Source organism: Streptomyces sp. MGP-BFMKR1 (genome assembly GCF_057766585.1).
Genome location: NZ_CM173408.1, coordinates 2,645,729 through 2,671,119, shown reverse-complemented (window position 1 = coordinate 2,671,119; position 25,391 = coordinate 2,645,729). Strand labels below are relative to the sequence as shown.

Here is a 25,391-nt window from a genome sequence, read left to right as displayed (position 1 = left end):
GAGTCCGCGCGTTACGGGCCGCGATGAGGCGTCCGCGGGGTCAACGACTCGGGGGCGTACGAGGGGGTCATGGGCGCGTGCGCAAGGCCCCTGACCTTCGACAACGCGAAACGCCGGGGAGGTTGAACGGCCACGCGCTCCGGTACGCCGGGTGCGTGTGACAGCCACTCAACTCGAAAGGGTGAACGAGTCGTTGGCTCTCTCGGTGACCTTGACAGGCAGACAGGTCTGTCTGTTAATTTTGGAGTGTCAGACAGACCTGTCTGTTCGCTAATGAACTCGCCCGTGCGGCCTCGCCGCACGCACCGGTCGTACGCATCGCCTCCGAACAGGAGACTTCCGTGGCATCCGAGCCCCGCACCCTGGTTGTCCTCGCTCATCCGCAGTTGGCCACCTCGCGCGTCAACACGGCCCTCGTCGATGCCGCCAGGAGCGTTGCCGGCGTCACGGTCCACGACCTGTACGCCACGTACCCCGACGGGCGCATCGACATCGCGCGCGAGCAGGGCCTGCTCCGGGCGCACGACCGGATCGTGCTCCAGTTCCCCTTCTACTGGTACGCGGCGACCCCGTTGCTCAAGCAGTGGCTCGACGAGGTCTTCGTCTACGGGTTCGCCTACGGCACCGATGGCTCCGCCCTGCACGGCAAGACGCTGCGGGTGGCGACCACCGTGGGCGGCCCCAGCGACGCCTACGGGCCCGGCGGGGCGAACCGCTTCTCCGTCTCCGACCTGCTGCGCCCCTTCGACGTCACGGCAGGGGTGACCGGCATGCGGTACGAGGAGCCGTTCGTCGCCTACGGGACGCGCCGGATGGACGAGTCGGGGCTGACGGCCCAGCAGGACGCCTACCGGGCCGTCCTGCGGACCAGCAGTGGTACGTCCGAGACCGCGCGAATAGCGCCGGCAGCCGCCGAGGAGTCGAGTCTGGCCGCCTGAGCGCACGGCGACACCCGCGCGGTGTCGCCATCCCCGCCTGGGTCCCGGCACGGCGTCCTCGCCGTGCCAGGTTCTTTCGCGTCGCGGGCCGGTGGGCCACGCTTCTGTGTTCCCCCCCGGAACGCCCGAGCGCCCGACGCCCTGATCTAAATCGGCAGCACGAACAGGCTGAGGGGCGTCGCCAGCAGGGTGGCGGCGAGAGTGAACACGGCGAGGCTCCTGGCCGCCGAGTGCGCTGGTTCGGGGGCCCGAAGCCGTGCGGTACGGGCGGCGAGCCCGGTGTCGGCGGCGGCGAATCCGCCCAAGGGGGTGGCGAGTTGGCCGGAGTCGCGGGAGAAGCGGGCCAGTGCGTCAGCGAGGTCGTGGCGTGAGCGGGTGCGGCAGCAGGTGTCGTCGGCCAACATCTCCAGGAGTAGACGTACGGCACCGATCGCCTCGCTCAGCGTTGTGCTACGCGGCGTGAGCCGCCGCCACGCCAGGAGCGGCAGCAGGAACAGGTCGTGACGCTGGCGCAGGTGGGCCTGCTCATGCGCAACGACGGCTCGCACGTGTGCGGGCTGCAGCATGCCCAGAGCGCCTGTGCTGATCACGATGGAGCTGTCCCGGCCGGGCAGGCAGTAGGCCGCAGCGGCGGGGTGGTCGAGGATCGCGACGCCGGGCAGTGCGGGGTCGGCGCGGGCGATCAGGCGTAGCAGGTCCCGGTGCTTGCGGCGTGCCCGGGCTGTGGTCGCGCAGGTCATGATCAGGGTGATGAGGCGCGCTGCGATGAGGAGTCCGCCAAGGGTGGCGGCGAGCCGCCCCACGAGATCGGTTCCGGCCGGGTCGGTGACGAGACGCGCGAGGCCGGGCAGGAGACCCTGGTTGGCCGGTGCGAAGAGGGCGGAGAACAGGAGCCCGATCAGGGAGAGTTCGAGTGTGAGACCGATCGCCTGCCACAGGGCGAGGGCGGTGCGGGGCATGCGCTGCACCCAGTGGGCGCGGGCCAGCGGACGCACGGCCGCGACGCAGCAGACGATCAGGACGGCGAAGTGCAGCAGGTGACTCATGCTCGGTGCCGGCCCTGGCCGGCTTCTCCGCTCTGGTCGCCTTCGTCCGCATCGTCCGCGGTGGCGAGCGCCGAACGCAGCGCGTCGGCCTCCGACCCGGACATCGAGTGGGCGAAGTGGACGAGGACGGCTTCTCGATCGGTGGCCCGCCCCAGTGCGTCGATCATGAGGCTGCTGACGTAGGACTCGCGGCTTGCGGCTGGGGCGTAACGCCAGGAACGGCCCACACGCTCGCGGCGGGCGAGCCCTTTGCGAGTGAGCCGGTCGAGGACGGTGATGACCGTGGTGTGCGCGAGCTTCTCCTCGGCCAGGGTGGCCAGCACCTCCTTGGCCGTGCGGGGATCCTGGGCTTCCCACAGGGCGTCCATGACGGCGCGTTCCAGTTCGCCCGAGCGGCGCATGTGGGTCCCTTCCGGCCTGGCCGCGGTGGCCCCGCCACGTGGCAGGCCGCGGGTCGCGGGTGGTGCGTGGCGCCTCATTCTACCGGACGTAGAACATCCCTCGCGGAGCCTGCTACGGTGCTCCGGCACGTTGTTCTACGTGACGTAGAACAGAGATGGATGGGTCGTGACATGACATGTTGAGCCGCCTCGCCCGCGCCTGCCACCGGCACCGCTGGGCCACCCTCATCACCTGGGTACTGGCCTCCCTGGTCCTGGTCAGTGCCGGCGGCATGGCGAAGCCCGCGTTCGACGCGGAGTACGCCCTGCCGGACACCGATTCCCAAAGCGCGTACTCCCTCCTGGAGAAGCACTTCCCCGAACAGGCCACCGGCCGGGGCGAGGTCGTACTGCACGCCCCCGGGGGTCTGACCAACCCCCAGACGCGGGCGGACGTGGGCAAGGTGCTTGCGGCGGCCCGGCAGGCGGGCGCCGTGAAGAGCGTCATCCCCCACGACGACACCCGTCGGGGCGGACGCGTCAACGCCGACGCCACCACCGGAGTCGCGGTGCTGGTCTTCGCCGCGCCACGCACCGAGGTGCCGAAGGCCGACGCCAAGAACATCAAGCAGCGCCTGACGGCGATGAGCACCGACAGACTCCAGGTGGAGCTGTCGGGCTCGATGTTCGCCCCGGTGCCCGGCACCGGTGTGAGCGAGACCGTGGGCCTGGCCGCCGCCGTCGCGATCCTCTTGCTGCTCTTCGGTTCGCTGGCCCTGGCCGGGCTGCCGATCGTGGTCGCGCTGACCGGCCTCTTCACCAGCATGGGCCTGGTCATGCTGCTCTCGAAGGTCATGACCGTGCCCAACTTCAGCATGTCCGTGGCCGTCATGATCGTTCTGGGTGTGGGCGTGGACTACGCCCTCTTCATCGCCACCCGCTACCGCTCCGCACGCCAGGAGGGGCAGCCTCCCGCTGAGGCCGTGGCCACAGCGGCGGCGACCTCCGGGCGAGCCGTACTGTTCGCCGGCACGACGGTGATCGTGTCCCTGGGCGGCATGCTGTTCATGGGCATCCCCTTCATCTACGGCCTCGCCGCGAGCTGCGCGCTCGGCGTGCTCGCCACCCTCGCCCTCGGCCTCACCCTCGTGCCGGCGCTGCTCGGCCTGTGCGATCGGTGGCTCACGCGACCCGGCCGCCTGGAGCGGCGCACGACCCGCACGACGCGGTCGCCCTCCAGCCTGACCACCCGGCACGCCGGCAAGATCGCCTGCGTCGGAGTCGTCGCCCTGCTCGTGCTGTGTTCCCCCGCCCTGTCGATGCGCCTGGGCGCGGCGGACGCCAAGAACGCCGCCACCTCGGAGACCACGCGACGTGCCTACGACCTCAAGCGGCAGGCGTTCGGCGCCGGTTCGACCGCCCCGCTGTCGGTCGTCGCCGACCTGCGCGGTACCGACCCCGGCACCCTGGGCGCCCTGACGGATCGGCTGCGCCGCACCTCCGGAGTGGACCGGGTCGCCCCGCCCGCCGTGAGCCGCGACGGCAAGGCCGCCCTCGTCACCGTCACCCCGCAGACCGCGGCCCAGGACGAGGCCACGCCACGCCTCGTACGCACCCTGCGCACAGAGGTGCTCCCGAGATCCACCGCCGGCACGCGACTGCGCCTGCACGTCGGCGGGCTGACGGCCACGTCCGTCGATCTCACCGAGCGCATGGCCGACAAGCTCCTCGTCTTCGTCCTGGCCGTGGTCGTGATCTCGCTGATCCTGCTCGCGACGATGTTCCGCTCCCTGCTCGTCCCCCTCCAGGCGATCGCTCTGACACTGCTCGCGCTCGGAGCCTCGTACGGACTCCTCACGGCCGTCTTCCAGTGGGGTTGGGGCGCCGGTCTGGTCGGCGCGGGAAGCACCGGCCCGCTGGAGAGCTACATGCCGATGACCCTGATGGCGCTGTTGTTCGGCCTGAGCATGGACTACCAGGTGTTCGTCCTCTCCCGCGTCCGAGAGGCGTACGACGGCGGACGCGATGCCCGCGAAGCCGTCGCCGAGGGCCTGCGCTCCTCGGGGAGGGTCGTCCTCGCCGCGGCTTTGATCATGGCGGCGGTCTTCGGGGCCTTCACCCTCTCGCCCGACCGCATCATGAAGCAGTTCGGCCTGGGCCTGGCCACCGCCGTCCTGATCGAGACGTTCCTGGTCCTTGTGGTCACCCCGGTTCTCCTGACCAGACTGGGCGACCGAGCCTGGTCACCCCTCGGCCGGCACATACGCCACGCGCGCGACACGACGGCGCGCCGCCCCGGCGCCGTCCACTGACGGGCCCACCGCCACCCGCCCGCGCTGCCCGATTGAGGTCATCGCGGTGGGGCGAGGAGCTGGCCGAGAAGGGTCCTCACGCCATGGCGGGGTCCGGGCAGGCCACGGAGATGAGGGTGCGGGCCGCCGCGCGCGCGGCCTCCGTGAACTCCGGCGTCGGCTCCAGGGCCGCGGCCGACATGACGCCGTCTATCAACACGCTGAGCTGCTGGGCCAACAGGACCGGGTCGTCGGCGCCCGCGGCGACGGTGAGTTCCCTCAGCCAGGCGCGCACGGCTTGCTTGTGTTCGACGCTGGTGGCGTGCGGGGCGGTGCCGGGCTCCGTCTCGCTCGCGGTGTTGATGAAGGCGCAGCCGCGGAACCCGTCGCAGATGGTCGCGGTGCGCAGCGCGTCGAACAGCCCGAGTATCTGCTCGCGGGGGTCGGAACCGGCGTTGGTCGCGGCCTCCCGCAGGGCGCCGCGCCAGAGCCCGTCGGCGCCGTGGAGATACGCGATGACGAGATCGTCCTTGGAGCGGAAGTGAGAGTAGAGAGTCGCCTTGGCGACGCCGGATTCGGCAATGATGCGGTCCACGCCGACGCCACGCACGCCGTGGGCGTTGAACAACTCCGTCGCGGTATCCAGAATCCGACTCCGAGCGGGAGACCGCTTGTCAGCCATGCGTCACGCTCCAAGAGGTGGGTGCCTGGTTCGGGCGCCGGCTCGGTGCCGCGTCAGGTGCGCGCCCGGAGCCTACGCCAACGCTCTTCAGGATACAGACAGACCTGTCCGTATGGCTGTAGTGGAGCCCACCGACATGGGGTCGAAGAGAGCGCGGGGAGCCGAGGGAGTCGAGGCGGGGGGCGCGGAGACGGGTGCGGCCCCTCTCGCGGAGGGCGAGAGGGGCCGCACGGTGTCGGGACCGCGGCGCACTCACGAACACCGGGAGAGGGCGTTCGAAAGTGATCTCACGCAATCACGGAAGAACGATGCGACGGGAGTCGCATTGCAGCGTCCCGTACATGTCGCCGGTATGTCGGCGAGACCGGTCAGCCGTTGGCAAGTGCCTTGAGGCGGTCGTACGCGCCGTTGAAGCGATTGTGATCGCCAACGATCGGCCCCGAGGAGGTGTACTGCCACATGGTGTGGAAGCCCCATCCAGCAGGAAGTTCGCCCACCGACGAGCCATAACGCGGAACCCACAGGGGATTGGTGTTGCCGAAGCCCGCGTAATTGCCCGTGCAGGTCTTCCACCAACTGGTGGACGTGTAGATGACGGCGTCGCGACCCGTGCGTGCCTTGTAGGTGTTGAAGAAGTCCCGCACCCAGTTGACCATCGCGCTCTGGCTCAGCCCGTAACACGTGGCGCCATACGGGTTGTATTCCAGGTCGAGGGCGCCCGGAAGCGTCTTGCCGTCGCGCGACCAGCCCCCGCCATTGCTGGCGAAGTAGTTCGCCTGCTGGGCACCGCTGGAGACGTTGGGCAGCGCGAAGTGGTAGGCACCACGGATCATGCCAACGTTGTACGAGCCGTTGTACTGCTGGGCGAAGTCCGGGTTCTCGTACGTCATGCCCTCGGTGGCCTTGACGTACGCCCAGCGCACTCCGCTGTTCCACAGCGAGGACCAGTTGACGCTGCCCTGATGGCTACTGACGTCGACGCCCTCGACGGAGGCGGCGCGCGAGGAGGGGGGCTGATTGTCGGGGTTGCCGCCCTCCCGTTCCAGGATGGTGGAGCCCATCCAGTCCTTTTCCGGGTGGGGAATGGGCTGGTCGTCAGCGGAAGCCGCGCCGGGCAGCGTCAACGCCAACGTCATGGCGAGGAACGTTGCGAGAAACCCGACCACTGCGGTGAGAGAGCGGCGGGGGGAACCGGGTCTGTGCGTGGGCATGGGTATGCCTCCGATGGCCTCGGTGGGGGACATGCGACATGGCTTTGTAATGACCATGTCATGTCTCCACTCTACGGGCGTAGATGGGGGAATGGGAAGAGGTCCCGGGTGGAGTCGCGGTGTATTCCTGCAAAATACTGGCGGAGCTGCGGCAACGCGTCGCGGCGCGACGAGACTTTCACGTGCTGAAAAGCCGGAGAGGCGCTGACGTGCACAACACCGGGGTCGGGGGAGCTGGCGACGGCGAGGGTCGAGCGGGGGTCGACGGCGCCTTTCTGGCTCTTGAGCGTGAGTTGTCGGTCTTTCTCCGGCGGGCTCGCGCGAACCTGGGCGAGATGGCGCGAGAGGTGCATCCCGACCTGGAACCCGCCGCGTACGGGCTGTTGGCCCGGTTGGGTGAGGCGGGGCAGATGCGGGCCACGGACCTGGCCGCGTACTTCGGCGTCGGCAAGGCGACCATGAGCCGCCAACTGCGCGCGCTGGAGCGGCTCGGGCTCATCGGGCGGGCCCCCGACCCGGACGACGGGCGGGCGTGGTTGGTCCATCTGACGGAGGAGGGGAGGGCCAGGTTCACCCGGGTGCGCGGCGGCCTGCGCGCCCGCTATGCCCAGCGCCTGGAGGGCTGGGACCGCGCGGAGGTGGCCGAGCTGGCCCGGCTGCTGCACCGCCTCAACGCCGGCCACGAGACGGAGCCGCCCGCGCCGGGACTGGAGCCGCCCACGGAGTCGGGCCACGAGTCCACCACGTCCGAGCGGTAGTCAAAGGGCTGCTCGGCCGGGCGCGCGCGGCGTGCGACCGGGCCGGCGTGCGCCGTTCGCCGCCGACCCCCGCCGCTCCCGTCGCCCCGAGGGCCCGGCCCACTCCGCGACGGAGTCCAGACCCTCCGGCCCGCCCTCACGGACCAACGGCCTCCGCCCGCCCTCACGGGTCGACGGTCTCCACGCCGCCTCCGAGCTCGCCCGGTGGGGCTCGGCGGGGGACCGTGGGGCGCCCGGTCACAGCTCGGCGTAGATCGCCGTCGCGTCGTCGTGGAGCTTGCCGCGGGGGAAGGTGACGCCGTCCGGGTCGGCGTCCTCCGCGGCCCGTACCCGGTCGAGCAGGGCCTGCGTGCCCTCCTTGCGAAGCAGGGCGAAGCTCTCCGTCCAGTCGCCCTCGCGGAAGATCTCGACCCAGCGCGTGGCCCCGTCGCTGAGCGCCGCGAGGGCCCGGACCGCGGTGCGCGGGGTGGTGCCGGTGACGGCCCGGCGGGCGACGTCGGGGTCGGCGGCGGCGGTGAAGAAGCCGCCCTCGGCGTTGCGCAGGGCCTCCACGGCCCGCCCGTACTCGGCGCCCGCCGCGCGACGCTCGGCCGAGCCGTGCGGGAGCGCCCGGGCGGCGGCGCGAAGGGCGCGCACGCTGTGCGGCAGCTCGTCGAGCCGGGAGTCGAGCACCGGCGTCACCGTGCCGTCGGGCGCCTCGATCAGCAGGGAGGAGTCGGAGAGCACCAGATGCTCCACGCGGTCGGCGTCCCAGCGGACGACGACCACGGTTGCCTGGGGCGTACGAACATGAGAAAGGTCACACGTGTCGCGATGGGCGTCGGCGGTGCGGGTAATCGCCGCCGCCAGGCAGTCGGCGAGGGGCATATCCCGCCGCGAACCGGACAGTTCGAGCAGGGCGCCGCCGAGTCGGGCGGTGAACCAGGGGACTGAGTGGCTACACCCATACGGGTCCGGCGGTGGTGTGACGCCGTCGAGGAGCACCAGCGCTCCACCCTGCCCGGACGCTGGGAGAGCTATGGACGCGTAGTCCTCGTTGGGGCGTTGGGGATCCCCGGGAACGGTGGCCAGGTCGAGACGCATGGCGCAAGTCTGCCGGACCGTCACCCGCTCCCACCGAGAGGCGAAAGAGGTTCGGATGTTGGCCCATACCAAGGGCCTCTCGCGGGTTTCGGTGAGGTTAATTCGCGCGGAACCGGCCCCCGAAGGGCTGCGGGCGGGCATCCTGTCAGGACACCGTGGTGTTTTCCACTTGGGCGAGTCAGCGCGCGTGTGCGGACCGTGGTGCAAGTTGATGGCCAACTTCCGATTGATGTTCACTCGTTCGAGTGGCCGGGCTGTCGATGCGTGCCCGCCGCACGGCGGTACTGGAAAGGTCGGTTTCCGTACCAGGAGTGGGTACGAGCGTGAGGTCACACGGTCGAGCGCACGGTCCCAGAGCAACTGCGGAGCTGTCGTCACCTCCTGGAACCACGGCGGGTCGGGCGAGAGAAGAATGTGGGCACCGGTGCGGAAGAGACGGCTTCGGGGCAGCAAGGGCAGTCCAGGCGAGCGCAATCCTGTGCCGGAGCATCGGGCACGGGTGCGCAACCGACTCGTCGTGTCCGTGACCGTGGTCGCCGCCGCGGTGATCGCGGCCGGAGCCCCCGTCCTCATCACGGCGACCGATGACCTCCAGGACGCCCAGCGCCGCGTCGATCGCGCCGAGGCCGCCGTGGCGGCCGTCTCCCTCGCCCACTCACTGGCCGACGAACGCGACGCGATGACGGAGCACGTGGCGACCGGGCGCTCCGCCGCCCTCGGCGGGGGCGCGACGAAGGCCGTGCGCGCCCGGGTGGACCGGCGGATCGGGGAGCTGCGCGACAGCGCGAGCGACGCCTCCGTGACGTTCGCCGACGCCACCAAGCGGCTCGGCGAGCTGCCGAAGGTCCGGCAGCGGGCGCGGTCGGGGCCCGGTTCGGCTGTCGAGACCTTCGACGCGTACACCGGCGCGGTGCGGGCCCTGCACCGCGCCGCCGGCGTGGCCGAACCCAACTCCCTCGGCCCGCTCGGCCGCGCCGTGGAACAGGCGTCCGGCAGCCGGGCGCTGTTGCTCGGGGCCCTGGCCTCCGGCGGGCGCCAACCGGATCTCACCGCCGCGGCGCAGCGCACCCGACTGCGCGAGGAGGCGGCGCTCGCCGACTTCGCCCAGCTCGCTCCGAAACCCGCCCGCGAGCGCGCGGAGCGCGCCGCCACCGGCCGCGACGTCACCGCTGCCGAGCGCTATCTCGCCCAGCTCACCGACGCCCCCCGCCTGACCGCCGCCGACCTCGCGCTCGACCGGGAGCGGGTCGACGCGGCGCTCACCGCCCGTATCGACCGGCTGCGTGGCGTCGAGACCGCGCTGGCCGCCGACGGACTGACGCGCGCGGAGCGCACGCGCGACGACGAGATCACCGCGCTGGAGCTGCGGGCCGCGTTGCTGCTCGGGTGCCTGCTGCTCGCGATCGCCGTGAGCGTGCGCACGACCCGTTCGGTGACGCGTCCGCTCGTCGCGCTGCGCGCTGGAGCCCGGCGGCTGGTCGAGGACCCGACCGGCGCGGAACCGGTGGCCCTCGGGCGTCGGGACGCGGCCCGTGGGGACGAGTTCGCCGGGCTCGTACAGTCCGTCAACCAGCTTCACGAGAACCTGGGCAGCCAGCGCGCCCGGGTCGCCAAGCTCGCCGCCGAGCGCGGGCACCTGATCGAGGAGCGCCAGCACCTCGCGGCGCAGATCGCCGAGATCCGGCAGGAGTGCGAGGAACTGCGCCGGCTCAAGGACGAGGTGCAGGCCCGGCTCGACGGCCTCCGCGAGCGGGTGCACAGCAGCTTCGTCAACCTGGCCCTGCGCACCCTGGGGCTGGTGGAGCGGCAGTTGACCGTCATCGAGACGATGGAGGAGAGCGAGCAGGACCCGGAGCGGCTCGACACCCTCTTCACGCTCGACCACCTCGCTACCGGGATACGCCGGTACAGCGAGAACCTGCTCGTCATCGCGGGTTCCGAGCGCCAGTCCAACCACCCGGGGCCGGTGCCGCTGTTGGACGTGCTGCGCGCCGCGATCAGCGAGGTGGAGCGGTACCAGCGCATCCGTATCCAGGCGCTGCCGCCGCAGGCGCAGGTCGCCGGGTTCGCGGCCGACAGCATCAGCCACCTGATCGCGGAGCTGCTGGAGAACGCCACCGTGTTCTCCCCGCCCGGCACCGAGGTGCACGTCTCCGGCTGGTTGATGGAGAGCGGCGAGGTGATGCTCTCCGTGCAGGACGAGGGCATCAGCATGACGCCGGAGCGCTTCGACGAGCTGAACGCCCGGCTCGCCGACCCCGTCCCGGACTACTGCCAGGGCCCGCAGCCGGAGGACCCGTTGGGGCTCGGGCTGTACGTGGTCACCCGGCTCGCGGCCCGGCACGGGGTGCGGGTGCAGTTGCGCGAGCAGAAGCAGGGCGGGGTCACCGCGGTCGTCGTGCTGCCGCGGCAGATCCTTCCGCAGCCGCTGCCAGCGGCGGGAAGCGTGCGTTCGGTGGCCCTGCGCACGGACCCCACCGGCATCGCCGGTGACGCACCGGCGCAGCTCGGCGAGGCGACACCGAACAGTGCGCCCGTGCCGCACACCACACCCGTGCCGAACGCCGCGCCCGTGCCGGCGAGTCAGGCGCCCGGGTCCGAGGCCGCCGCTCTGGAGCAGCCCGACGCGTACGATCCGGCCGCCTCCCGCACGGCCCACGACCCGGTCTCGCACGACTCCGTCGCGTACGAGCCCGCCGCGTACGGCTCGGCCGCGCACGGTTCGGCGGCGCACGACGGCGGGGCGCGCGCCGCCGGCGGTGACCCGGGCGCCGAGCACGCGCCCCCCGCCGCGCAGGCGGCTCCCGCTCCCCATGTCGCCCCCACCGCCCCCGGAGACGAGGACGCCGTGCCCCGGGGAGCGACCTTCTCGGGCGCCGGGACCGCCACGCGCGTGTCCGGCGTCGCCTCCGCGCCCGATGTCGCACCCGGTGGCGATGACCCGTCGGTGGCGGACCAGCCGACGGGGCGGCGGCGCGCGCGGCGCACGCACCCCGAGCCGCACGCCCCGCTCGGTGGCCGCGAACACCCCGAGCAGTACCGACCCGGCGAGGCCCGGCCCATGCCGTGGACGGGCGAGCCGTGGGGGACCGGCCCCGACGAGGCGGAGCCGCTGGACGGCGAGCCGCTGGTGCCGGGGCCGCGCGAGGGCCAGCAGGCGACCCCGAGCCCGCGCCCTGACGGGGCGCCCGCCGGCGGTCGCGGGGACGCCGAACCGTCCGACCCGTGGCCGGAGACGCCGCTGCGGGCCAGGGCGCGGAGCGCCGCGGGCGGTCCCGCCCCGGCCGACGCGGGGGCCGGGGCCTCGGCAGGGACGGGCGCCGCGTCGCGGACCGGCGTCCACGCCGCGCCCGCGGCGCACCGTGACCCGCTGGTGGCCGCGGCCGAGCGGGCCATCGAACGCTCGGCGCGCCAGGAACCCGACGCCAGACCCGAGGCCCCGCCGGAGCCCGCGCGGACCCTGTGGACCCCGCCCGCCCCGCGTTCGGCGGACCCGCGTCCGGCGAGCCCGGACGTATGCGGCCCGCTCGACACCACGGAGCCTCCAGGCGGCGCCCCGCTGCCGGACGAGGCGTACGCCGACGCCGCCCGCGCCGACGGGCTCCGCACCGACAAGGGGCTCCCCAAGCGGACTCCGCGGGTGGTGGCGCCGCGCAAGCCCCTGGCGGGTGAGCGGCGCAAGGTCGACGCGGAGGCGTTGCGGCGGCGGCTCGGGGGGTTCCAGCAGGGCGCGCGGGACGGCCGCCGGGACGCCGAGGCGGAGATCGCGGAGCGCGTGGCCGCGCAGCGCGGCCCCGCGCCGTGGGACCAGCGGGGCGACCGGCCGCGACCCGACCGGGCGCAGGAACCGTCCCCCGCCCCGCACCCCGAGGGACCGCCGGCGCTCGACCAGCCGGCCCGCGCCTCCACGCCGCACACCCCCGCACCCCACATCCCCACACCGGGACCCGGTAGCCACGCCCCCGCGCCGGGGCATGGAAGCGGACCCGGGCAGAGCCGGTGCGCACAACCCGGCCAGGGCCAGGGCCACGTCGAGGGCCGGGGCCAGGGGCAGTCCGACCAACCCACGTACGACCAGGAGCAGCATCATCAATCGCCGTACGACCAGGAGCGGCCTGACCAGCCGCCGACCGGTCGGCAGCCAGAGGATCGACAGCCGCGACAGCGGCACGCACGACAACGGCACACGCAACACCAAGCGGGGGCGCTGGACGAGGGTGAAACTGTCGAGGAGGCACGCAGTTGACCGCAATGTTCCGGGGGGCGCCCCCCGAGACGCCGACCGAGGCTCCGGCCAGGCCGCACGCGTACGGGCTGAGCAACGAGGCCCGCAACCTGCACTGGTTGCTGACCAATCTGGTGGAGGAAGTGCCCGGGGTCATGTCGGTGGCCGTGGTCTCCTCCGACGGCCTGTTGTTGCTCTCCTCCGATCCGGAGGAGACCGCTGCGGCGGCCAGGCCGGCCAAGCCGGCGCAGGGGCAGGACGGGCCGAAGGGTTCGAGCGCCGACCTGGCCACCATCGTCTCCGGGCTCGGCAGCCTCACGCTGGGTGCGGCGCAGCTCATGGACGGTGGGAGCGTCAAGCAGACGATGGTCGCGATGGACCAGGGCAGCCTGTTCGTGATGTCGATCAGCGACGGCTCGCTGTTGGGCGTGCACGCGACGCCCGACTGCGACATGACCGTGGTGGCCTACCACATGGCCCTGTTCGTCGGCCGGGCCGGACACGTGCTCACGCCGGAACTGCGCAGCGAGCTGCGCAAGTCGGTGGAGTCGGCGCGATGAGCGCGACCTCCCAGTTGCCGAGACGGCGACCGTCGCGCGTGCGCCCGTACAGCCTGACGGGCGGGCGGACGCGGTGTGGGCACGTGTTGCTGGTGGAGACGTTCGTGGCCGCGTTGGAGGCGCCCGAGGAACGGCGGGAGCTGACCTCCGGCGGCCTGAACAGCCGGGTGTTGCCGGAGATCAGGGCCATCGTCGCGCTGTGTCGCCGGATGCGTTCGGTGGCGGAGGTGGCCGCGCTCCTGAAGATGCCGCTCGGCGTCGTGCGGGTGTTGCTCAGCGACCTCGCCGACCAGGGAAGGATTCGCGTCTACGGCGCCGGGCGGGAGCCTGGGCAGCCGGACCGCGCGCTGCTGGAAAGGGTGCTCGGTGGACTCCGCAGGCTCTGAAACGGTGACGGCGATACCCGCCGTCGCGGATCCGCCGTCGGACCGGGCCCCGACGAGCGACCCCGCCGCCGACCTGCCCGCCACAGGTCTCCCCGCCGCCGCGGACGGCCCCGCTCCCGGCCCCGTCGTCGGCAGCGTGGCGCCGGTTGGCGCGCGGGCCCTGGTCGGCCCCGACGACGGCACACAGGAGAGCATCGACGGCAGCATCGACATCGTGGGGCACGCCGGCGTGGTCGGCCTCGACGAGCGCGCGGCGGCCGACGAGGTGGCCAGGCTGCTCGCCGCCGAGGAGGGCCTGCAGGATTGGCAGTTCGACCGCACCCGCGCGCCCACGGCGACGAAGATCGTGGTGGCCGGCGGGTTCGGGGTGGGCAAGACGACGTTCGTCGGCTCGGTCTCGGAGATCACCCCGCTCCAGACCGAGGCGCTGATGACGCAGGCCAGCGTGGACGTGGACGACATCGAGGCCACTCCGCACAAGACCACGACCACCGTCGCGATGGACTTCGGGCGCCTCACCCTCGCGTCCGACCTGGTCCTCTACCTGTTCGGAACGCCGGGCCAGCAGCGGTTCTGGTTCATGTGGGACGACCTGGTGCGGGGCGCGATCGGCGCGATCGTCCTGGTCGACACCCGCCGCCTGGAGGACTCCTGGCCCGCCCTCGACTACTTCGAGAGCGGCGGGCTGCCCTACGTCGTGGCCGTCAACCACTTCGAGGGGACCGAGGAGTACACCGCCGACGACGTGCGCGACGCGCTGTCCGTGCCGCCGCACGTGCCCATCGTGATCATGGACGCGCGGCGGCGGGACACGGTGGTGGAGACGCTGCTCGCGCTGGTCGGCTACGCGCTGGACCGCACGCCGGAGTGACGTGGCCCCGCGCGAGCGGGCACGGCCGATCCGGCCCCGCCGCCTCCCGCGCCCTGTGCCGCCGCGTGGGAATCCCTCCCTTTTTGTTGTTGTACGTGTCGTCGACTCGGCGATCCGCGCTCGCCCGCCCGTCGGCTCACGCCGGGGGCGGGGCGGGCGGCGGGGCGTCGGGTCGCGCTGTGTGAGAGAGAGCTGTCATGCGGAAGATCCTCATCGTCGGTGCCGGCCAGTCCGGCCTGCAACTCGCCCTCGGCCTGCAGTCCCACGGGTACGAGGTCACCCTGATGTCCAACCGCACGGCTGACGAGATACGCACCGGGCGGGTGATGTCCACGCAGTGCATGTTCCACACGGCCCTGCAGCACGAGCGCGATCTGCGGCTGAACTTCTGGGAGGACCAGGCGCCGCGCATCGAGGGGCTCGGGGTGTCGGTCGCGGGGCCGCCCGACGAGTCGACCGGCTCCTCCACCCGGCTGATCGACTGGGTCGGCAGGCTGGACGGCATCGCCCAGTCCGTTGACCAGCGGGTGAAGATGGCCGGCTGGATGGAGACGTTCGCGGAGCGCGGCGGCCAGCTCGTGGTGCACGGCGCGGCCGTCTCGGACCTCGACTACTTCTCCCGCGCCTACGACCTGGTGATGGTCGCCGCGGGCAAGGGCGAGCTGGTCTCGATGTTCGGCCGGGACGCCAGTCGCTCGCCGTACGAGACCCCGCAGCGGGCGCTGTCCGTCGCGTACGTGCACGGCATGGGCCCGCGCCCCGAGCACCCCGAGTTCGACGCGGTGCGCTGCAACGTGGTGCCCGGCGTCGGCGAACTGTTCGTGATGCCGACGCTGACGCTCTCGGGCCGCGCCGACATCCTCTTCTGGGAGGGCATCCCCGGCGGTCCGCTCGACGCCTTCCAGGGGATCAAGGACCCGAACGAGCACCTGGCCCTGACGCTGGAGCTGCTGAAGCGGTTCACGCCGTGGGAGTACGCGCGCTCCACCGCCGTCGAGCTGACGGACGCGCGCGGCACGCTCGCCGGCCGGTACGCGCCGACCGTGCGGCAGCCGGTGGGGCACCTGCCGTCGGGCGGCGTGGTGCTCGGCGTCGCCGACGTCGTGGTCGCGAACGACCCGATCACCGGCCAGGGCTCCAACTCCGCGAGCAAGTGCGCCGCCTCCTACCTCGCCTCCATCCTGGAGCGCGGCGACGAGCCGTTCGACGCCGCGTGGATGCGGGCGACGTTCGACCGGTACTGGCAGACGGCGCAGTACGTCACCAAGTGGACCAACGCCATGCTGGCCCCGCCGCCGGAGCACGTGCTGAACCTGTTCGGCGCGGCGGGCGGCCTCCAGCCGGTCGCCGACCGCTTCGCGAACGGCTTCAACGACCCCGAGGACTTCGAGCACTACTTCTACGACCCGGACCTGGCCGCCGCCTACCTCGCGCGGGTCGGCGAGGCGGCGCCCGAGGTGCCGGCGTAGCGAGCGGGCCGCGCCCGGCCCCGGCGCCTCGCGCGGGCTATCGGCCGCGCGGGCGGTTCGCGGCGGGCGGCGTGCCGGGCGCGGCGCCGGCCGCCGGCCCGGCCGGTTCCGCCGGCCGCGCGGCGGCGCGGGGCGGGGCCGCCGGCGGGGTGCTCGCGGGGCCCCGGCCGTCCGTGGCCGGAGCGCCCCCGGCGGCAGCGGGGTCGCGCGCCGCTGCGGTGCCGGGGGCGCCGTATGCGCCGTACGTCTCAAGCCGCTGGAGCGCGGCGAGTTGGTCGGCGGTCAGGGACGCCAGGAGGCGTTCGACGGTGGCGAGTCGGGCGCGCACGAGGTCGCGCTGGCGCTTGTGCCGGTCGGCCAGTGTCTGCCTGCGGTCCAGCGCCCGGCGGGCGCGGGTGGCGTAGTAGTCCGTGGTGATCTCGGCGTCGGCGAGCCGGGCCGCGACGGCGGCCGTGCGGCCGGCCGCACGGCGCAGCTCGTGCTCCTCGTCCAGCACCCGGCCCGGGTTGTCGCTGAGCAGCAGCCGGACGGCCGGCGAGAAGCCGAGGCTGTACCGGTACTGCTGTCGGGCCAGCCGCCCGGCGCTCTCGCGGGCGGCGGCGAGCCCGGTGCGGGCCTCGGCGAGCCGCGCCATCAGCCGCTGGGTGGTGCGCCGTTGGCGGTTGAGCTGGCGCTCGATGGCCCGGTAGCGCGCGCTGGCCTCGTCGGTCGCCCGGTAGTGCGTCTTGAGCTGGGCCAGCAGCACGCTGACCGGTACGCCCCCGGGCGCGGCCGTGCGTGCCGGCGCGCGCTGGGGGCCGCGGGGGCCGGCGAGGGAGCCCGGCGCGCGCGGGGGTTCGGTGGCGCGGTCGGGCCCGTGGTGGGGCGCGGGAGGCGGGGGTGGCGCGCCGACGGCGTCCGGCGCGGGCAGCGCGAGCCCGGCGCTCGCGGCCAGCGCGAGGGCGCACGCGCCCCGTACGTGGCGTTGCGGCACGACTCACCTCCACGGCCTCGACGGTCCCGGGCGCGGTGGCCCGGTCATCGGATCGTGACACGGTTAGTCGTATAAACCGGATATTTGCGAGGGGTGGGTCCGCCCGGTCACCTGCTCGGCGTACCGGGCGCGCCTGTGCGGCGGGCCGGCGGGTGCGGGCCCGGCCGGGGGCCGCGCCGGCGACGCGGTGGGGGCCGTCGTCGGCGGCGCGGCCGGGGCGAGGCGCCTGGTGGGTGGCGCGGCGGTCGGCGTCCCGCCGCTCACCGGCGCCGGGGTGTCTCGCCCCGCGGGCTGGCTAGCGGCGCCCGTAGTAGGCGTCGAAGTTCTTCGAGAACTCCCGCTGGTTGAAGTTGTCCCAGTTGATGGACCAGGTCATCAGGCCGCGCAGGGCGGGCCAGGTGCCGTGGGTCTGGTAGCTGCCGCAGTCCGTCTTCCTGGTGAGGCAGTTCAGGGCCTTGGTGACCTCGCCGGGCGCGGTGTGCCCGTTGCCCGCGTGGGTGCTCGCCGGCATGCCGATGGCGACCTGGGAGGGCTTGAGCGCGGGGAAGACGTTGTTCTTGTTGCCGGCCACGGGGAAGCCGGTGAGCAGCATGTCCGTCATCGCGATGTGGAAGTCGGCGCCGCCCATGAAGTGGTACTGGTTGTCCAGGCCCATGATCGGGCCCGAGTTGTAGTCCTGTACGTGCAGCAGCGTCAGGTCGTCCCGCAGCGCGTGGATGACCGGCAGGTACGCCCCGGCGCGCGGGTCCTGGCCGCCCCAGGGGCCGGAGCCGTAGAACTGGTAGCCGAGCTGCACGAAGAACGTCTCCGGCGCCATGGTGAGCGTGAAGTCCGGCCCGTACTTGGCCTTCAGGGTCTTGACCGCCGAGATCAGGTTCACGATGGCGGGGGTCTTCGGGTTCTTGAAGTCGGTGTCGCCGGTGTTCAGCGACAGCGAGTGGCCCTCGAAGTCGATGTCGAGGCCGTCGAGTCCGTAGCGGTCGATGATGGCGCCCACCGAGGAGACGAACTTGTCGCGGGCGCCGGTCGACTCCAGGCGGACCTGGCCGTTCTGGCCGCCGATGGAGATGAGCACCTTCTTGCCGGCAGCCTGCTTCGCCTTGATGGCGGCCTTGAACTCGTCCTCGGTCTCGACGTTCGGGCACTCGCTCTTCGGGCAGAGGCTGAACCGGATGTCGCCGGAGGTGGTGGAGGTCGGCTCGCCGAAGGCCAGGTCGATGATGTCCCAACTGTCGGGGACGTCGGCCATCCGCGTGTAGCCGGAGCCGTTGGCGAAGCTGGCGTGCAGGTAGCCGACCAGGGCGTGTTCCGGGAGCGCGGTCGGCGCGGGGGCGGGCGCGGGCGCCGGTGCCGGCCGCGCCGTGGCGGCTGGGGCGGGGGCGGCCGTCGCCGGGGCCGGGAGGGTGAGCGCGGTGGCGGCGACGGCGCTCGCCGCGGCGAGCAGTACGCCGAGCGATCTCCCGCGGCTGCGCGGACGGGGACGGGGGTGCGAGCGCATGGGGGCTCCTTGGGGGCTTCGACAGCGGTACGGGTGGGGCGTACGGGGTCGAGGCGGAGAGGCGCTTCCGTGGGGTGGGGGACGGCCAGGGAGGCGCGGAAGCGGCTCTCTCCGCGCAAGCAGCAAACAAGGACTAGACCAGAAGTGTCAATGGTCCGGACCAAAACTGAAGCGCGGGTGCGGCCCCCGGACCCGCTGGTCCCGGGGCGTGCGGCCGGGCCACCGCGCCGTCAGACAGCCGCCCGCACCGCCGCGTGGACGGTGCGGGCGGCGGCGGCGGCGGTGCGGGCGGCCGGCGGGCCGTGCCGGGGGCGCGGCGGCCTTCGGTGGCGCGGCGGGTCAGCGGTTCGGGCGGGACCAGGGCCATTTGAGGCCCTCGCGCGGCCTGCCCTCCGGGGCGTACTCGTACTGCCAGCCACGGGGCACGCCGAGGCGGCGGGAGAGGGCGACGGGGACGCGGACGTAGACGTACACCGTCGGCGGGGTGCCGTCGTCGTTGGGGACCGGCACCTCGTACGTCTTGGGCGGCTGCCCGGTCGCGCCGGTCAGCACCGGCAGTACGCGACCGTCCAGCGGCCCGCCGACGAAGGGCGTCTCTACGCTTCTCACGCTCCCCAGTGTCACATCGATGACGCCGCCCGCAGCCGTGGCGGTGTGCTGGCCGCAGGCGCTCGCGGGCTGCCGGCGTGGGGTGGGCGCCCTGGTCAGAGCAGGTGCGCGGCGTCGTCGACCAGGGGCAGGATGCGGCGGGTCAGATCGGCGACGGCGCCCTCCGAACCCTCCAGCGCGAGGGTCGCCCGCGCCACCCGCGCGGTCTCCTCGTCGCGCGCGGCGGTCGCCGTCAGCAGCGCCACGAAGTGGTCCACCAGCCAGGTGCGCAGCTCGTCCAGCGGCGGCTGCTTCCCCTCGTCCAGCCAGATCAGCGACGCCGCCTCCACCGCGGTGATCCACACCCGCACCATCATCCGCAGTCGCGGGCCGGGTTCGGGCGTGCCGAGGTGGATGAGGATCTGCTCGGCGGCGGCGCGGCGCACGCCGTCCACGATGGCGTTGGTCCGGGAGGTCTCGGCGACGCTGCCGCCCTGGAGCAGCGCGGAGAACCCCGCGTCGTGCTCGTCCACGAAGGCGAGGTAGCGGGTCAGGACCCGGCTCAGCCGCTGGGTGGGTGGCCCGGTCTGCGGCTCGGTGAAGCAGTCCCGCAACTGCTCGGCCGCGCTGCCGATGGCCGCCTCGTACAACTGCTGCTTGCCGCCGGGGAAGTAGCGGTAGACCAGGGGCCGGGAGGCGCCGGCCGCCGCCGCGACGTCGTCCAACGAGACGTCCTCCGGCGGGCGGTGGGCGAAGAGTCCGAGCGCCGCGGCGAGCAGTTCGGCGCGGCGCTCCTCGACGCTGAGCCTGCGGTAGGCGCCACGGGGCGCGGGCCGGGTCGTGGCCGCGGGGGCACTCCCGCCGCTGGTCATGAAGGGCTGCCTCTCATACGAGCAGCCTATCCGGCGGGTGCGGCGATGGGTCGGGACCCACGGGAGGCCCCGCGACCGGCCACCCGCGCGAGGTGGCCGGCGCCCCGCCGGCGGGGGCGGCGTCAGGCCAGCAGCCCGCTGCTCTGCCACAGCTTGCGGCCCACGCCGCGCAGCACGCCGATGTCGTCCAGGAAGTCCGTCAGCCGCTTCGCGCCGGTCTGCATCACCTCGCGGCGGTGGCCGCTGGCCTTGACCTGGGCCACGGCCTCCCGGCGGTCGAGCCCGACGTCCGAGTAGACCTTCGGGTTGATGAAGGCGACGGAGAAGATGCGGGCGAACTCGCCGGAGACCAGCCGGGTGTACTCGGCCTCCCAGCGCGGCGCGGTCACCATCTGGCGGCGCAGCTCCTCGCGCGCGTAGCGCACGTGGCGGGCCTCCTCCACGACGTGGATGCGGGTGACGCCGCGCACCAGCGGCTGGATGCGCTCGTCCGGGAAGGTGAGCCGCTGCATCCAGTCGAGTATCTCCTCGCCCAGCAGGGTGGCGGTGAACGAACCCGGCGTGGTGGAGATGGTCTTGAAGAGGCGGCCGAGGTTGTGGTGCAGCCGCGTGACCGGGTACGCGGGGACGTCGGACTTCTGGATGAGCCGCGCGAACATCATCGAGTGACGGCACTCGTCGGCGATCTCGGTCAGCGCGTACCGCACGTGCGCGCTGGTGGTCGGGCGGTCGTAGATGTGCCGGATCAGGAGCTGCATCAGGATGATCTCGAACCAGATGCCGAGCGAGGCCAGGGCCGCGGACTCGTGGCGGGAGAGCTGTATTCGCTGCTCCTCCGACATCCGCTGCCACATCGGGGTGTCGTAGAGCGAGACCAGCTCCGGCGGCCAGAACCACTTGCCCTCCTCGAAGGGCGCGTCCCAGTCCAACTCCTTGTCCGGGTCGAAGGAGTGCTTGGCGGAGGAGTCGAGGAGGCGCTCGGCCACCTGCTCGCGGTCCTTGAGCAGTCCGAGGGCGTCCCGGAGCATCTCGATCTCGTTCATCGTCGCAGTCATGGCTGAGGACACCTCGCTGATGGGTTACCCGCGGTCACGCTCTTATGAGACTGCGTGTCAGCAAGGCAGTCAATCCCTTGGGCGCAACTTGTTGACCGTGCGGTAACAACTGGGCGGGGCCCACCTTCGCGCAGGTCCGGGTTCCGCGACTCGGGGGCGTCACGCCCGGTGGGGGAGCCGGCGGCGGCCTCGCGTACGCTCCCCGCGTGCTGGCCGCCCGCCCGTGGCCGGGCCGAGCGCCCCGGCGTCCGCGAGCGCTCGGGCCAGCCGTACCCGAGCCCCTCGCCCCGCCGGAGTGCCGCCGTGACCAGTGACCCCCTCGTCCCACCCGACTGGAGCCAGCGGACCGACCCGCCGATGACCGGGGGCGAGCGCGAGACGCTCCGCGCCTACCTCGACTTCCACCGCGCCACGCTCGCCATGAAGTGCGCGGGTCTGACCGAGGAGGAGTTGCGCGAGCGCTCCATGCCGCCGTCCACGCTGTCCCTGCTCGGCCTGGTACGTCACATGGCCGAGGTGGAGCGCACCTGGTTCCGCCGGGTGATGGCCGGCGAGGACGTCCCGCTCGTCTGGTCCGCCGACGGCGACTACCAGGAGGCGTACGACGCGCGCTCGGCCTCCGCGCCGGAGGCGTTCGCCGCGTGGCGCGCCGAGGTCGAGCACGCTCGGCGCGTCGAGCGGGCGGCCCCGTCCCTGGAGGTGACCGGCCACCAACCCCGCTGGGGCACGGACGTGTCGCTGCGCCTGGTCATGCTGCACCTGATCCACGAGTACGCCCGGCACAACGGGCACGCCGACTTCCTGCGCGAGGGCGTCGACGGCACCGTGGGGGCCTGACGCCCGCGCCCCGCCACCACCGCGACCGCCGCGACCCGGCGGGACCGGGTCGCGGCGGCGGTGGGGCGGGGCGCGGCGGCAGGCGGGGGCGACTGTCAGACGGCCTTGACCAGCCCGTCGTCCACCCGGACGTCGGCCCCGGCGACGCTGGCCGCCTGACCGGAGAGCAGGAAGGCGACGAGCGAGCCGATGTGGGCCGGCTCCGCGATGTGCCCGGTCGTCAGCCCGAAGCGCTGCGGCAGGTGGGCCACCAACTCGTCCTGCGGGACGCCGAACGCGGCGGCCAGGATGGCCGCCGGGCCGTCCGGGTCGGACCAGCGCTCGATGTTGATCGGACCGGGCGAGACGGTCAGGGCCCGCACGCCCTGCGGCCCGAACTCCTCGTTCAGCGCCTTGGTCAGCGCGTTCAGCGCCGCCTTGGCCGCCCCGTAGTCCACCGTCGTGGCCGCCGGGACGCGGGCCGCCGTCGAGGAGATGTTGACGATGACGCCGCCCTGGCGCAGCAGGTGCGGCAGGGCGGCCCGGGTGACGCGCACGGCGCTGGTGAAGTTGAGGTCCATCGTCCGTCGCCATTCGGCGTCGTCCAGAGCGAGGAACCCGCCCGAGTTGTAGGTGTCCTTGCCACCCACGTTGTTGACGAGGAAGTCGAGGCCGTCGAGCGTGTCCGCGGCCTCCGCGACCAGGTCGCGCGGCCCGTCGGGCGCGGTGACGTCGCACGCGATCGGCACGGCGCCGGATTCCTTCAGCGCGGGCGTGAGGGTGCGCGCGCAGCCGGCCACGCGCACGCCCTCCGCCAGCAGGGCCTTGGCGATGGCGAGACCGGTGCCGCGGCTGGCGCCGGTGACGAGAGCCTTCTTACCGGTGAGGTGGAGGTCCATAGCTTCTGGTGCACTTCCTCCGAAGTAGCCCGTGAGGGGTCTCGCGGGGTGAACAGTGGCGAAACGCACGTAAGTTACCCATGCTGGTCGGATGTCAAAGCGCGTCGCGCCTCCCGTACGCAGCGCGGACCCGCCCCGTGCACCGGCGCGCACCCACACGCGCTCCCGCACTGCCCACGCGCCGTTCCCGCCGCCCCCGCCGCCACCCTCGCCACCGCCTGGACGCCGTCACCGAACCCGACCGCCCCGGGCCGTCCGCGCGCCGCCGTCCACGCGCCGCCGTCGGCCCGCGCGCGGTGCCGGCTGAGGCGCGTCGGGGCGTACGGGAGGGCGCTCGGCTGGCGGAACTGGCGTGCGCGGGGGAGGGTGGCGCCACTACGGTCGCGGCATGCAGGACCGACCCGATCTCGATGAGCGCGTACTCCGACAGGCCGTGGACGCGTGGGAGTTGGGCGACGCGCGCCTCACCTACGCGCCCGTCGGCTTCGGCGACTACCACTGGATCGCCGAGACCGGCGCCGGCCGCCGCGCCTTCGTCACCGTCGCCGACCTCACGCACAAGGACCAGGGGGGCGGCGACACGGATGCCGCCTTCGCCGGGTTGCGCGCGGCGATGGAGACGGCCGTCGCGCTGCGCGCCCAGCCGGGGCGCGACTTCGTCGTGGCCCCGCTGACCACCCGGGACGGCGTCGCCATCCGACGCCTCGGCCCCCGGTTCGCGGTCAGCGTCTTCCCGTACGAGAGCGGCGAGGCGGGGGCGTTCGGGCAGGAGTTGTCGGAGGCCGAGCGCGGTGCGCTGCTCGACCTGCTGGCGACCCTGCACCGCAGCGCGGTACCCGAACCCCTCGCCGGGCTCTCGCCCCAGTCGTCCACGAGCGACGTGCTGCGGCGGGCGCTGGCGGAGTGCGGGCGCCCGTGGCGCGGCGGCCCGTTCGCCGAGCCGGCGCGGGAGGTGGTGGCCGACGCCGCCGCCGCGCTGCGCGAGTGGCTGGCCGCCTACGACGAGTTGGTGGCCGAGGTGGCCGGGCGGGGCGCGCGGCGCGTGGTCACCCACGGCGAGCCGCACCCGGGCAACGTGCTGCGGCGCGCCGGCGCGGGCCACGCGGGCGACCGGCCGCTGCTCGTGGACTGGGACACGGTGCGGCTCGCCCACCCCGAGCGCGACCTGTGGCTGGTGGCCACCGGCCCCGCCGACCTGGACCGGTACGCGCGGGCCAGCGGGCACACCCCGGACCCCGCCGCGCTGGCCCTGTACGCGCTGCGCTGGGACCTGCGGGACGTGACCGAGTACCTGACCTGGTTCCGCGGGCCGCACGAGCGCACGTCGGACACCGAGGCCGGCTGGTCAGGTCTGCGCGAGACGGTGGCGCGGCTGACGCGCTGACCTACCCCGCGCGGACGACCGCCACCCGCCGCGCGCTCCCCTCACCACCCCCACGCCCGTCACTGTCCTCCCCCGGGGGAGTGGCGTGCCGCGCCGCCCCGCCGTGGGCCCGCTCCGCGTGCCCCCTACGTGCCCCCGCCCGCTCCGGTCCCACCGGTTGCCGCGAGCGCCCGGTCGGGAAGGGCTGCAACAGGCCGCGGGCGGGGCAGTGACGCACCGTCGACGAGCCGGGTCGGCAGCGCGGAAAGGGGCGGCATGCGGGTCAGGAAGACGGGTTGGTACGACCGGGGCGAGGCGGGCCTGCCACCCTCGATGGCGCGACTCAGCCCCAGGGGGCCCTACGCGGACGGCTGGTTCCCCTTGGCCGCCAGCGGCGAGTTGCGGCGGGGGCAGGTGCTGACCCGACGCCTGATGGACGAGGACGTCGTGCTCTACCGGTCGGCCAGCGGGAGGGTCCGCGCGACGCGGGCGCACTGCCCGCACATGGGCGCTCACCTCGGCTACGGCGGCACCGTCCGCGGCGAGAACATCGTCTGCCCGTTCCACCACTTCCAGTTCGGTCCGGACGGGACGTGCGTGCGCACCGGCTACGGCACGCCGCCGCCCGCCAAGGCCCGGCTGGCCACCCTGGACTGCCGCGAGGTCGAGGGCCTGGTGTTCGTGTGGCGGCACGCGCTGGGCAAGCCGCCGCAGTGGGAACTCGACGTCCGCTCGGGCGCGGGGTTCTCCCGCCCGTACCCCACGGTCCGGGCGCTGGTGGAGTATCCGCAGGACGTCATCGAGAACATCGTGGACTACGGACACTTCGTGCCGATCCACGGCATCCGGCACGAGGTGGTCGAGGAGCCCTGGTTCGACGGCCACCGGATGGGCACCACGTACCGCTTCCACCCGGCCAAGGGCGCCGACGCCGCACGGGTGTCCTCCGTCGCGCCCCAGGTCAAGGTGGTCGTGCAGGGCATCGGCGTCGGGTACACGGAGATCGAGGTGGCCCAACTCGGCCTCCAGATGCGCACCCGGTTCGCCGCCACGCCCGTGGACGCGGCCCATGTCGATCTGCGCATGACCACCAGCGCCCGCTGCGCCCGGCTCGGCCCGCGCGGCGCGGCCGGACTGCCGGCCGAACTCGCCGCCAGGGCTCTGACCTGGCTGTTCTGGTTCGACACGCGCAAGGACTTCCCGATCTGGGAGCACCGCAGGTACGCCCAGCAGCCGCGGCTGGCCAAGGGGGACGGTCCGGTCGTCAAGTTCCGGCGCTGGTCGGAGCAGTTCTACAGCGCCGAGGGGAGCGCCGACGCGCGGGCGGGGGCGGCCGACGCCGCCGACCCGCCGGCCGCCGAGGGGCCCACCGCATAGCGCGCGCGGCGCGGAGCGCGGCCGAGGCGTCCGGGCCGCCACCACACCAC

Annotated in this window: 21 protein-coding genes and 1 pseudogene; 11 read left to right on the top strand and 11 right to left on the bottom strand. The window is 73.4% G+C overall.

Going from position 1 to position 25,391, the window contains the following annotated elements; genetic code table 11:
- Window positions 1-341 precede the first annotated feature (341 nt).
- Window positions 342-938, top strand: coding sequence for an NAD(P)H-dependent oxidoreductase (locus AC3CHW_RS09785; protein ID WP_232544289.1), 597 nt, complete (start codon window positions 342-344; stop codon window positions 936-938).
- Between the two features lie 146 nt (window positions 939-1,084).
- Here AC3CHW_RS09785 and AC3CHW_RS09780 read toward each other — a convergent pair whose 3' ends face one another.
- Both AC3CHW_RS09780 and AC3CHW_RS09775 read right to left on the bottom strand, forming a co-directional pair.
- Complete coding sequence (locus AC3CHW_RS09780; protein WP_488470190.1) at window positions 1,085-1,984, bottom strand: M56 family metallopeptidase; 900 nt, start codon at window positions 1,982-1,984, stop codon at window positions 1,085-1,087.
- A complete protein-coding gene (locus AC3CHW_RS09775; RefSeq protein ID WP_488470189.1) occupies window positions 1,981-2,385 on the bottom strand; it encodes a BlaI/MecI/CopY family transcriptional regulator in 405 nt (134 codons plus the stop codon). Before AC3CHW_RS09775 ends, AC3CHW_RS09780 begins: the two co-directional genes overlap by 4 nt.
- A 176-nt stretch (window positions 2,386-2,561) precedes the next feature.
- Between AC3CHW_RS09775 and AC3CHW_RS09770 the strand changes: the two genes are divergently transcribed.
- Window positions 2,562-4,676, top strand: coding sequence for an MMPL family transporter (locus AC3CHW_RS09770; RefSeq protein WP_488470188.1), 2,115 nt, complete (start codon window positions 2,562-2,564; stop codon window positions 4,674-4,676).
- A 76-nt stretch (window positions 4,677-4,752) separates the two neighbouring features.
- Here AC3CHW_RS09770 and AC3CHW_RS09765 read toward each other — a convergent pair whose 3' ends face one another.
- Both AC3CHW_RS09765 and AC3CHW_RS09760 read right to left on the bottom strand, forming a co-directional pair.
- Window positions 4,753-5,337 carry a TetR/AcrR family transcriptional regulator gene (locus AC3CHW_RS09765; protein ID WP_217196178.1) on the bottom strand — a complete coding sequence of 195 codons (585 nt, stop codon included), beginning with the start codon at window positions 5,335-5,337 and terminating at the stop codon, window positions 4,753-4,755.
- A 368-nt stretch (window positions 5,338-5,705) separates the two neighbouring features.
- Window positions 5,706-6,548 carry a lysozyme gene (locus AC3CHW_RS09760; RefSeq protein WP_488470187.1) on the bottom strand — a complete coding sequence of 281 codons (843 nt, stop codon included), beginning with the start codon at window positions 6,546-6,548 and terminating at the stop codon, window positions 5,706-5,708.
- 209 nt (window positions 6,549-6,757) lie between these two features.
- Here AC3CHW_RS09760 and AC3CHW_RS09755 point away from each other — a divergent pair, with 209 nt between their 5' ends.
- Window positions 6,758-7,306, top strand: a complete 549-nt coding sequence (locus AC3CHW_RS09755) for a MarR family winged helix-turn-helix transcriptional regulator (protein ID WP_488470186.1) — start codon at window positions 6,758-6,760, stop codon at window positions 7,304-7,306.
- A 237-nt stretch (window positions 7,307-7,543) separates the two neighbouring features.
- On the opposite strand, the gene AC3CHW_RS09750 is transcribed toward AC3CHW_RS09755, so the two are convergent.
- A complete protein-coding gene (locus tag AC3CHW_RS09750; RefSeq protein WP_459249047.1) occupies window positions 7,544-8,389 on the bottom strand; it encodes a hypothetical protein in 846 nt (281 codons plus the stop codon).
- Between the two features lie 517 nt (window positions 8,390-8,906).
- Between AC3CHW_RS09750 and AC3CHW_RS09745 the strand changes: the two genes are divergently transcribed.
- The 5 genes from AC3CHW_RS09745 to AC3CHW_RS09725 all read left to right on the top strand — a co-directional run bounded on the left by AC3CHW_RS09745 (window position 8,907) and on the right by AC3CHW_RS09725 (window position 15,900).
- Window positions 8,907-12,635, top strand: a complete 3,729-nt coding sequence (locus AC3CHW_RS09745) for a sensor histidine kinase (protein WP_488470185.1) — start codon at window positions 8,907-8,909, stop codon at window positions 12,633-12,635.
- A gap of 5 nt (window positions 12,636-12,640) precedes the next feature.
- Window positions 12,641-13,174, top strand: coding sequence for a roadblock/LC7 domain-containing protein (locus tag AC3CHW_RS09740; protein ID WP_398609404.1), 534 nt, complete (start codon window positions 12,641-12,643; stop codon window positions 13,172-13,174).
- Window positions 13,171-13,560, top strand: a complete 390-nt coding sequence (locus AC3CHW_RS09735) for a DUF742 domain-containing protein (RefSeq protein ID WP_381162171.1) — start codon at window positions 13,171-13,173, stop codon at window positions 13,558-13,560. The genes AC3CHW_RS09740 and AC3CHW_RS09735 overlap by 4 nt, the downstream gene beginning before the upstream one ends.
- Window positions 13,561-13,825: 265 nt before the next feature.
- Entirely contained in the window at window positions 13,826-14,431 is a 606-nt protein-coding gene (locus AC3CHW_RS09730) for a GTP-binding protein (RefSeq protein WP_398609403.1), read from the top strand.
- Between the two features lie 197 nt (window positions 14,432-14,628).
- Window positions 14,629-15,900, top strand: coding sequence for a styrene monooxygenase/indole monooxygenase family protein (locus AC3CHW_RS09725; protein ID WP_488470184.1), 1,272 nt, complete (start codon window positions 14,629-14,631; stop codon window positions 15,898-15,900).
- A gap of 37 nt (window positions 15,901-15,937) precedes the next feature.
- On the opposite strand, the gene AC3CHW_RS09720 is transcribed toward AC3CHW_RS09725, so the two are convergent.
- The 5 genes and pseudogenes from AC3CHW_RS09720 to AC3CHW_RS09700 form a co-directional block, all read right to left on the bottom strand.
- Window positions 15,938-16,873, bottom strand: coding sequence for a coiled-coil domain-containing protein (locus tag AC3CHW_RS09720; protein ID WP_488470183.1), 936 nt, complete (start codon window positions 16,871-16,873; stop codon window positions 15,938-15,940).
- A 295-nt stretch (window positions 16,874-17,168) separates the two neighbouring features.
- A pseudogene (locus AC3CHW_RS09715) lies at window positions 17,169-18,188 on the bottom strand (chitinase); the annotation flags it as partial.
- Between the two features lie 522 nt (window positions 18,189-18,710).
- Window positions 18,711-18,980, bottom strand: a complete 270-nt coding sequence (locus AC3CHW_RS09710; RefSeq protein ID WP_187060167.1) for a hypothetical protein — start codon at window positions 18,978-18,980, stop codon at window positions 18,711-18,713.
- 95 nt (window positions 18,981-19,075) lie between these two features.
- On the bottom strand, window positions 19,076-19,831 hold the full coding sequence (locus AC3CHW_RS09705) for a TetR/AcrR family transcriptional regulator (RefSeq protein WP_398609205.1): 756 nt from the start codon (window positions 19,829-19,831) through the stop codon (window positions 19,076-19,078).
- A gap of 122 nt (window positions 19,832-19,953) precedes the next feature.
- A complete protein-coding gene (locus tag AC3CHW_RS09700) occupies window positions 19,954-20,886 on the bottom strand; it encodes an AurF N-oxygenase family protein (RefSeq protein WP_187060165.1) in 933 nt (310 codons plus the stop codon).
- A 357-nt stretch (window positions 20,887-21,243) separates the two neighbouring features.
- On the opposite strand from AC3CHW_RS09700, the gene AC3CHW_RS09695 reads away from it, so the two are divergent.
- Complete coding sequence (locus AC3CHW_RS09695) at window positions 21,244-21,723, top strand: DinB family protein (RefSeq protein ID WP_488471013.1); 480 nt, start codon at window positions 21,244-21,246, stop codon at window positions 21,721-21,723.
- A gap of 95 nt (window positions 21,724-21,818) precedes the next feature.
- Here AC3CHW_RS09695 and AC3CHW_RS09690 read toward each other — a convergent pair whose 3' ends face one another.
- Window positions 21,819-22,601 (bottom strand): SDR family NAD(P)-dependent oxidoreductase, encoded by a 783-nt coding sequence (locus tag AC3CHW_RS09690; protein ID WP_398609204.1) that lies wholly within the window; start codon window positions 22,599-22,601, stop codon window positions 21,819-21,821.
- Window positions 22,602-22,989: 388 nt separating this feature from the next.
- Here AC3CHW_RS09690 and AC3CHW_RS09685 point away from each other — a divergent pair, with 388 nt between their 5' ends.
- Both AC3CHW_RS09685 and AC3CHW_RS09680 read left to right on the top strand, forming a co-directional pair.
- Window positions 22,990-23,985 carry a phosphotransferase gene (locus tag AC3CHW_RS09685; protein WP_488470182.1) on the top strand — a complete coding sequence of 332 codons (996 nt, stop codon included), beginning with the start codon at window positions 22,990-22,992 and terminating at the stop codon, window positions 23,983-23,985.
- Between the two features lie 255 nt (window positions 23,986-24,240).
- Window positions 24,241-25,341 (top strand): Rieske 2Fe-2S domain-containing protein, encoded by a 1,101-nt coding sequence (locus AC3CHW_RS09680; protein WP_488470181.1) that lies wholly within the window; start codon window positions 24,241-24,243, stop codon window positions 25,339-25,341.
- Window positions 25,342-25,391 lie beyond the last annotated feature (50 nt).

Bases quoted from the DNA above. Each gene is read 5' to 3' on its own strand.
- AC3CHW_RS09780 (WP_488470190.1), bottom strand. From the start codon at position 1,984: ATGAGTCACCTGCTGCACTTCGCCGTCCTGATCGTCTGCTGCGTCGCG.
- AC3CHW_RS09775 (WP_488470189.1), bottom strand. From the start codon at position 2,385: ATGCGCCGCTCGGGCGAACTGGAACGCGCCGTCATGGACGCCCTGTGG.
- AC3CHW_RS09770 (WP_488470188.1), top strand. From the start codon at position 2,562: ATGTTGAGCCGCCTCGCCCGCGCCTGCCACCGGCACCGCTGGGCCACC.
- AC3CHW_RS09765 (WP_217196178.1), bottom strand. From the start codon at position 5,337: ATGGCTGACAAGCGGTCTCCCGCTCGGAGTCGGATTCTGGATACCGCG.
- AC3CHW_RS09760 (WP_488470187.1), bottom strand. From the start codon at position 6,548: ATGCCCACGCACAGACCCGGTTCCCCCCGCCGCTCTCTCACCGCAGTG.
- AC3CHW_RS09750 (WP_459249047.1), bottom strand. From the start codon at position 8,389: ATGCGTCTCGACCTGGCCACCGTTCCCGGGGATCCCCAACGCCCCAAC.
- AC3CHW_RS09740 (WP_398609404.1), top strand. From the start codon at position 12,641: ATGTTCCGGGGGGCGCCCCCCGAGACGCCGACCGAGGCTCCGGCCAGG.
- AC3CHW_RS09735 (WP_381162171.1), top strand. From the start codon at position 13,171: ATGAGCGCGACCTCCCAGTTGCCGAGACGGCGACCGTCGCGCGTGCGC.
- AC3CHW_RS09725 (WP_488470184.1), top strand. From the start codon at position 14,629: ATGCGGAAGATCCTCATCGTCGGTGCCGGCCAGTCCGGCCTGCAACTC.
- AC3CHW_RS09705 (WP_398609205.1), bottom strand. From the start codon at position 19,831: ATGACCAGCGGCGGGAGTGCCCCCGCGGCCACGACCCGGCCCGCGCCC.
- AC3CHW_RS09700 (WP_187060165.1), bottom strand. From the start codon at position 20,886: ATGACTGCGACGATGAACGAGATCGAGATGCTCCGGGACGCCCTCGGA.
- AC3CHW_RS09695 (WP_488471013.1), top strand. From the start codon at position 21,244: ATGACCGGGGGCGAGCGCGAGACGCTCCGCGCCTACCTCGACTTCCAC.
- AC3CHW_RS09690 (WP_398609204.1), bottom strand. From the start codon at position 22,601: ATGGACCTCCACCTCACCGGTAAGAAGGCTCTCGTCACCGGCGCCAGC.
- AC3CHW_RS09685 (WP_488470182.1), top strand. From the start codon at position 22,990: ATGCAGGACCGACCCGATCTCGATGAGCGCGTACTCCGACAGGCCGTG.
- AC3CHW_RS09680 (WP_488470181.1), top strand. From the start codon at position 24,241: ATGCGGGTCAGGAAGACGGGTTGGTACGACCGGGGCGAGGCGGGCCTG.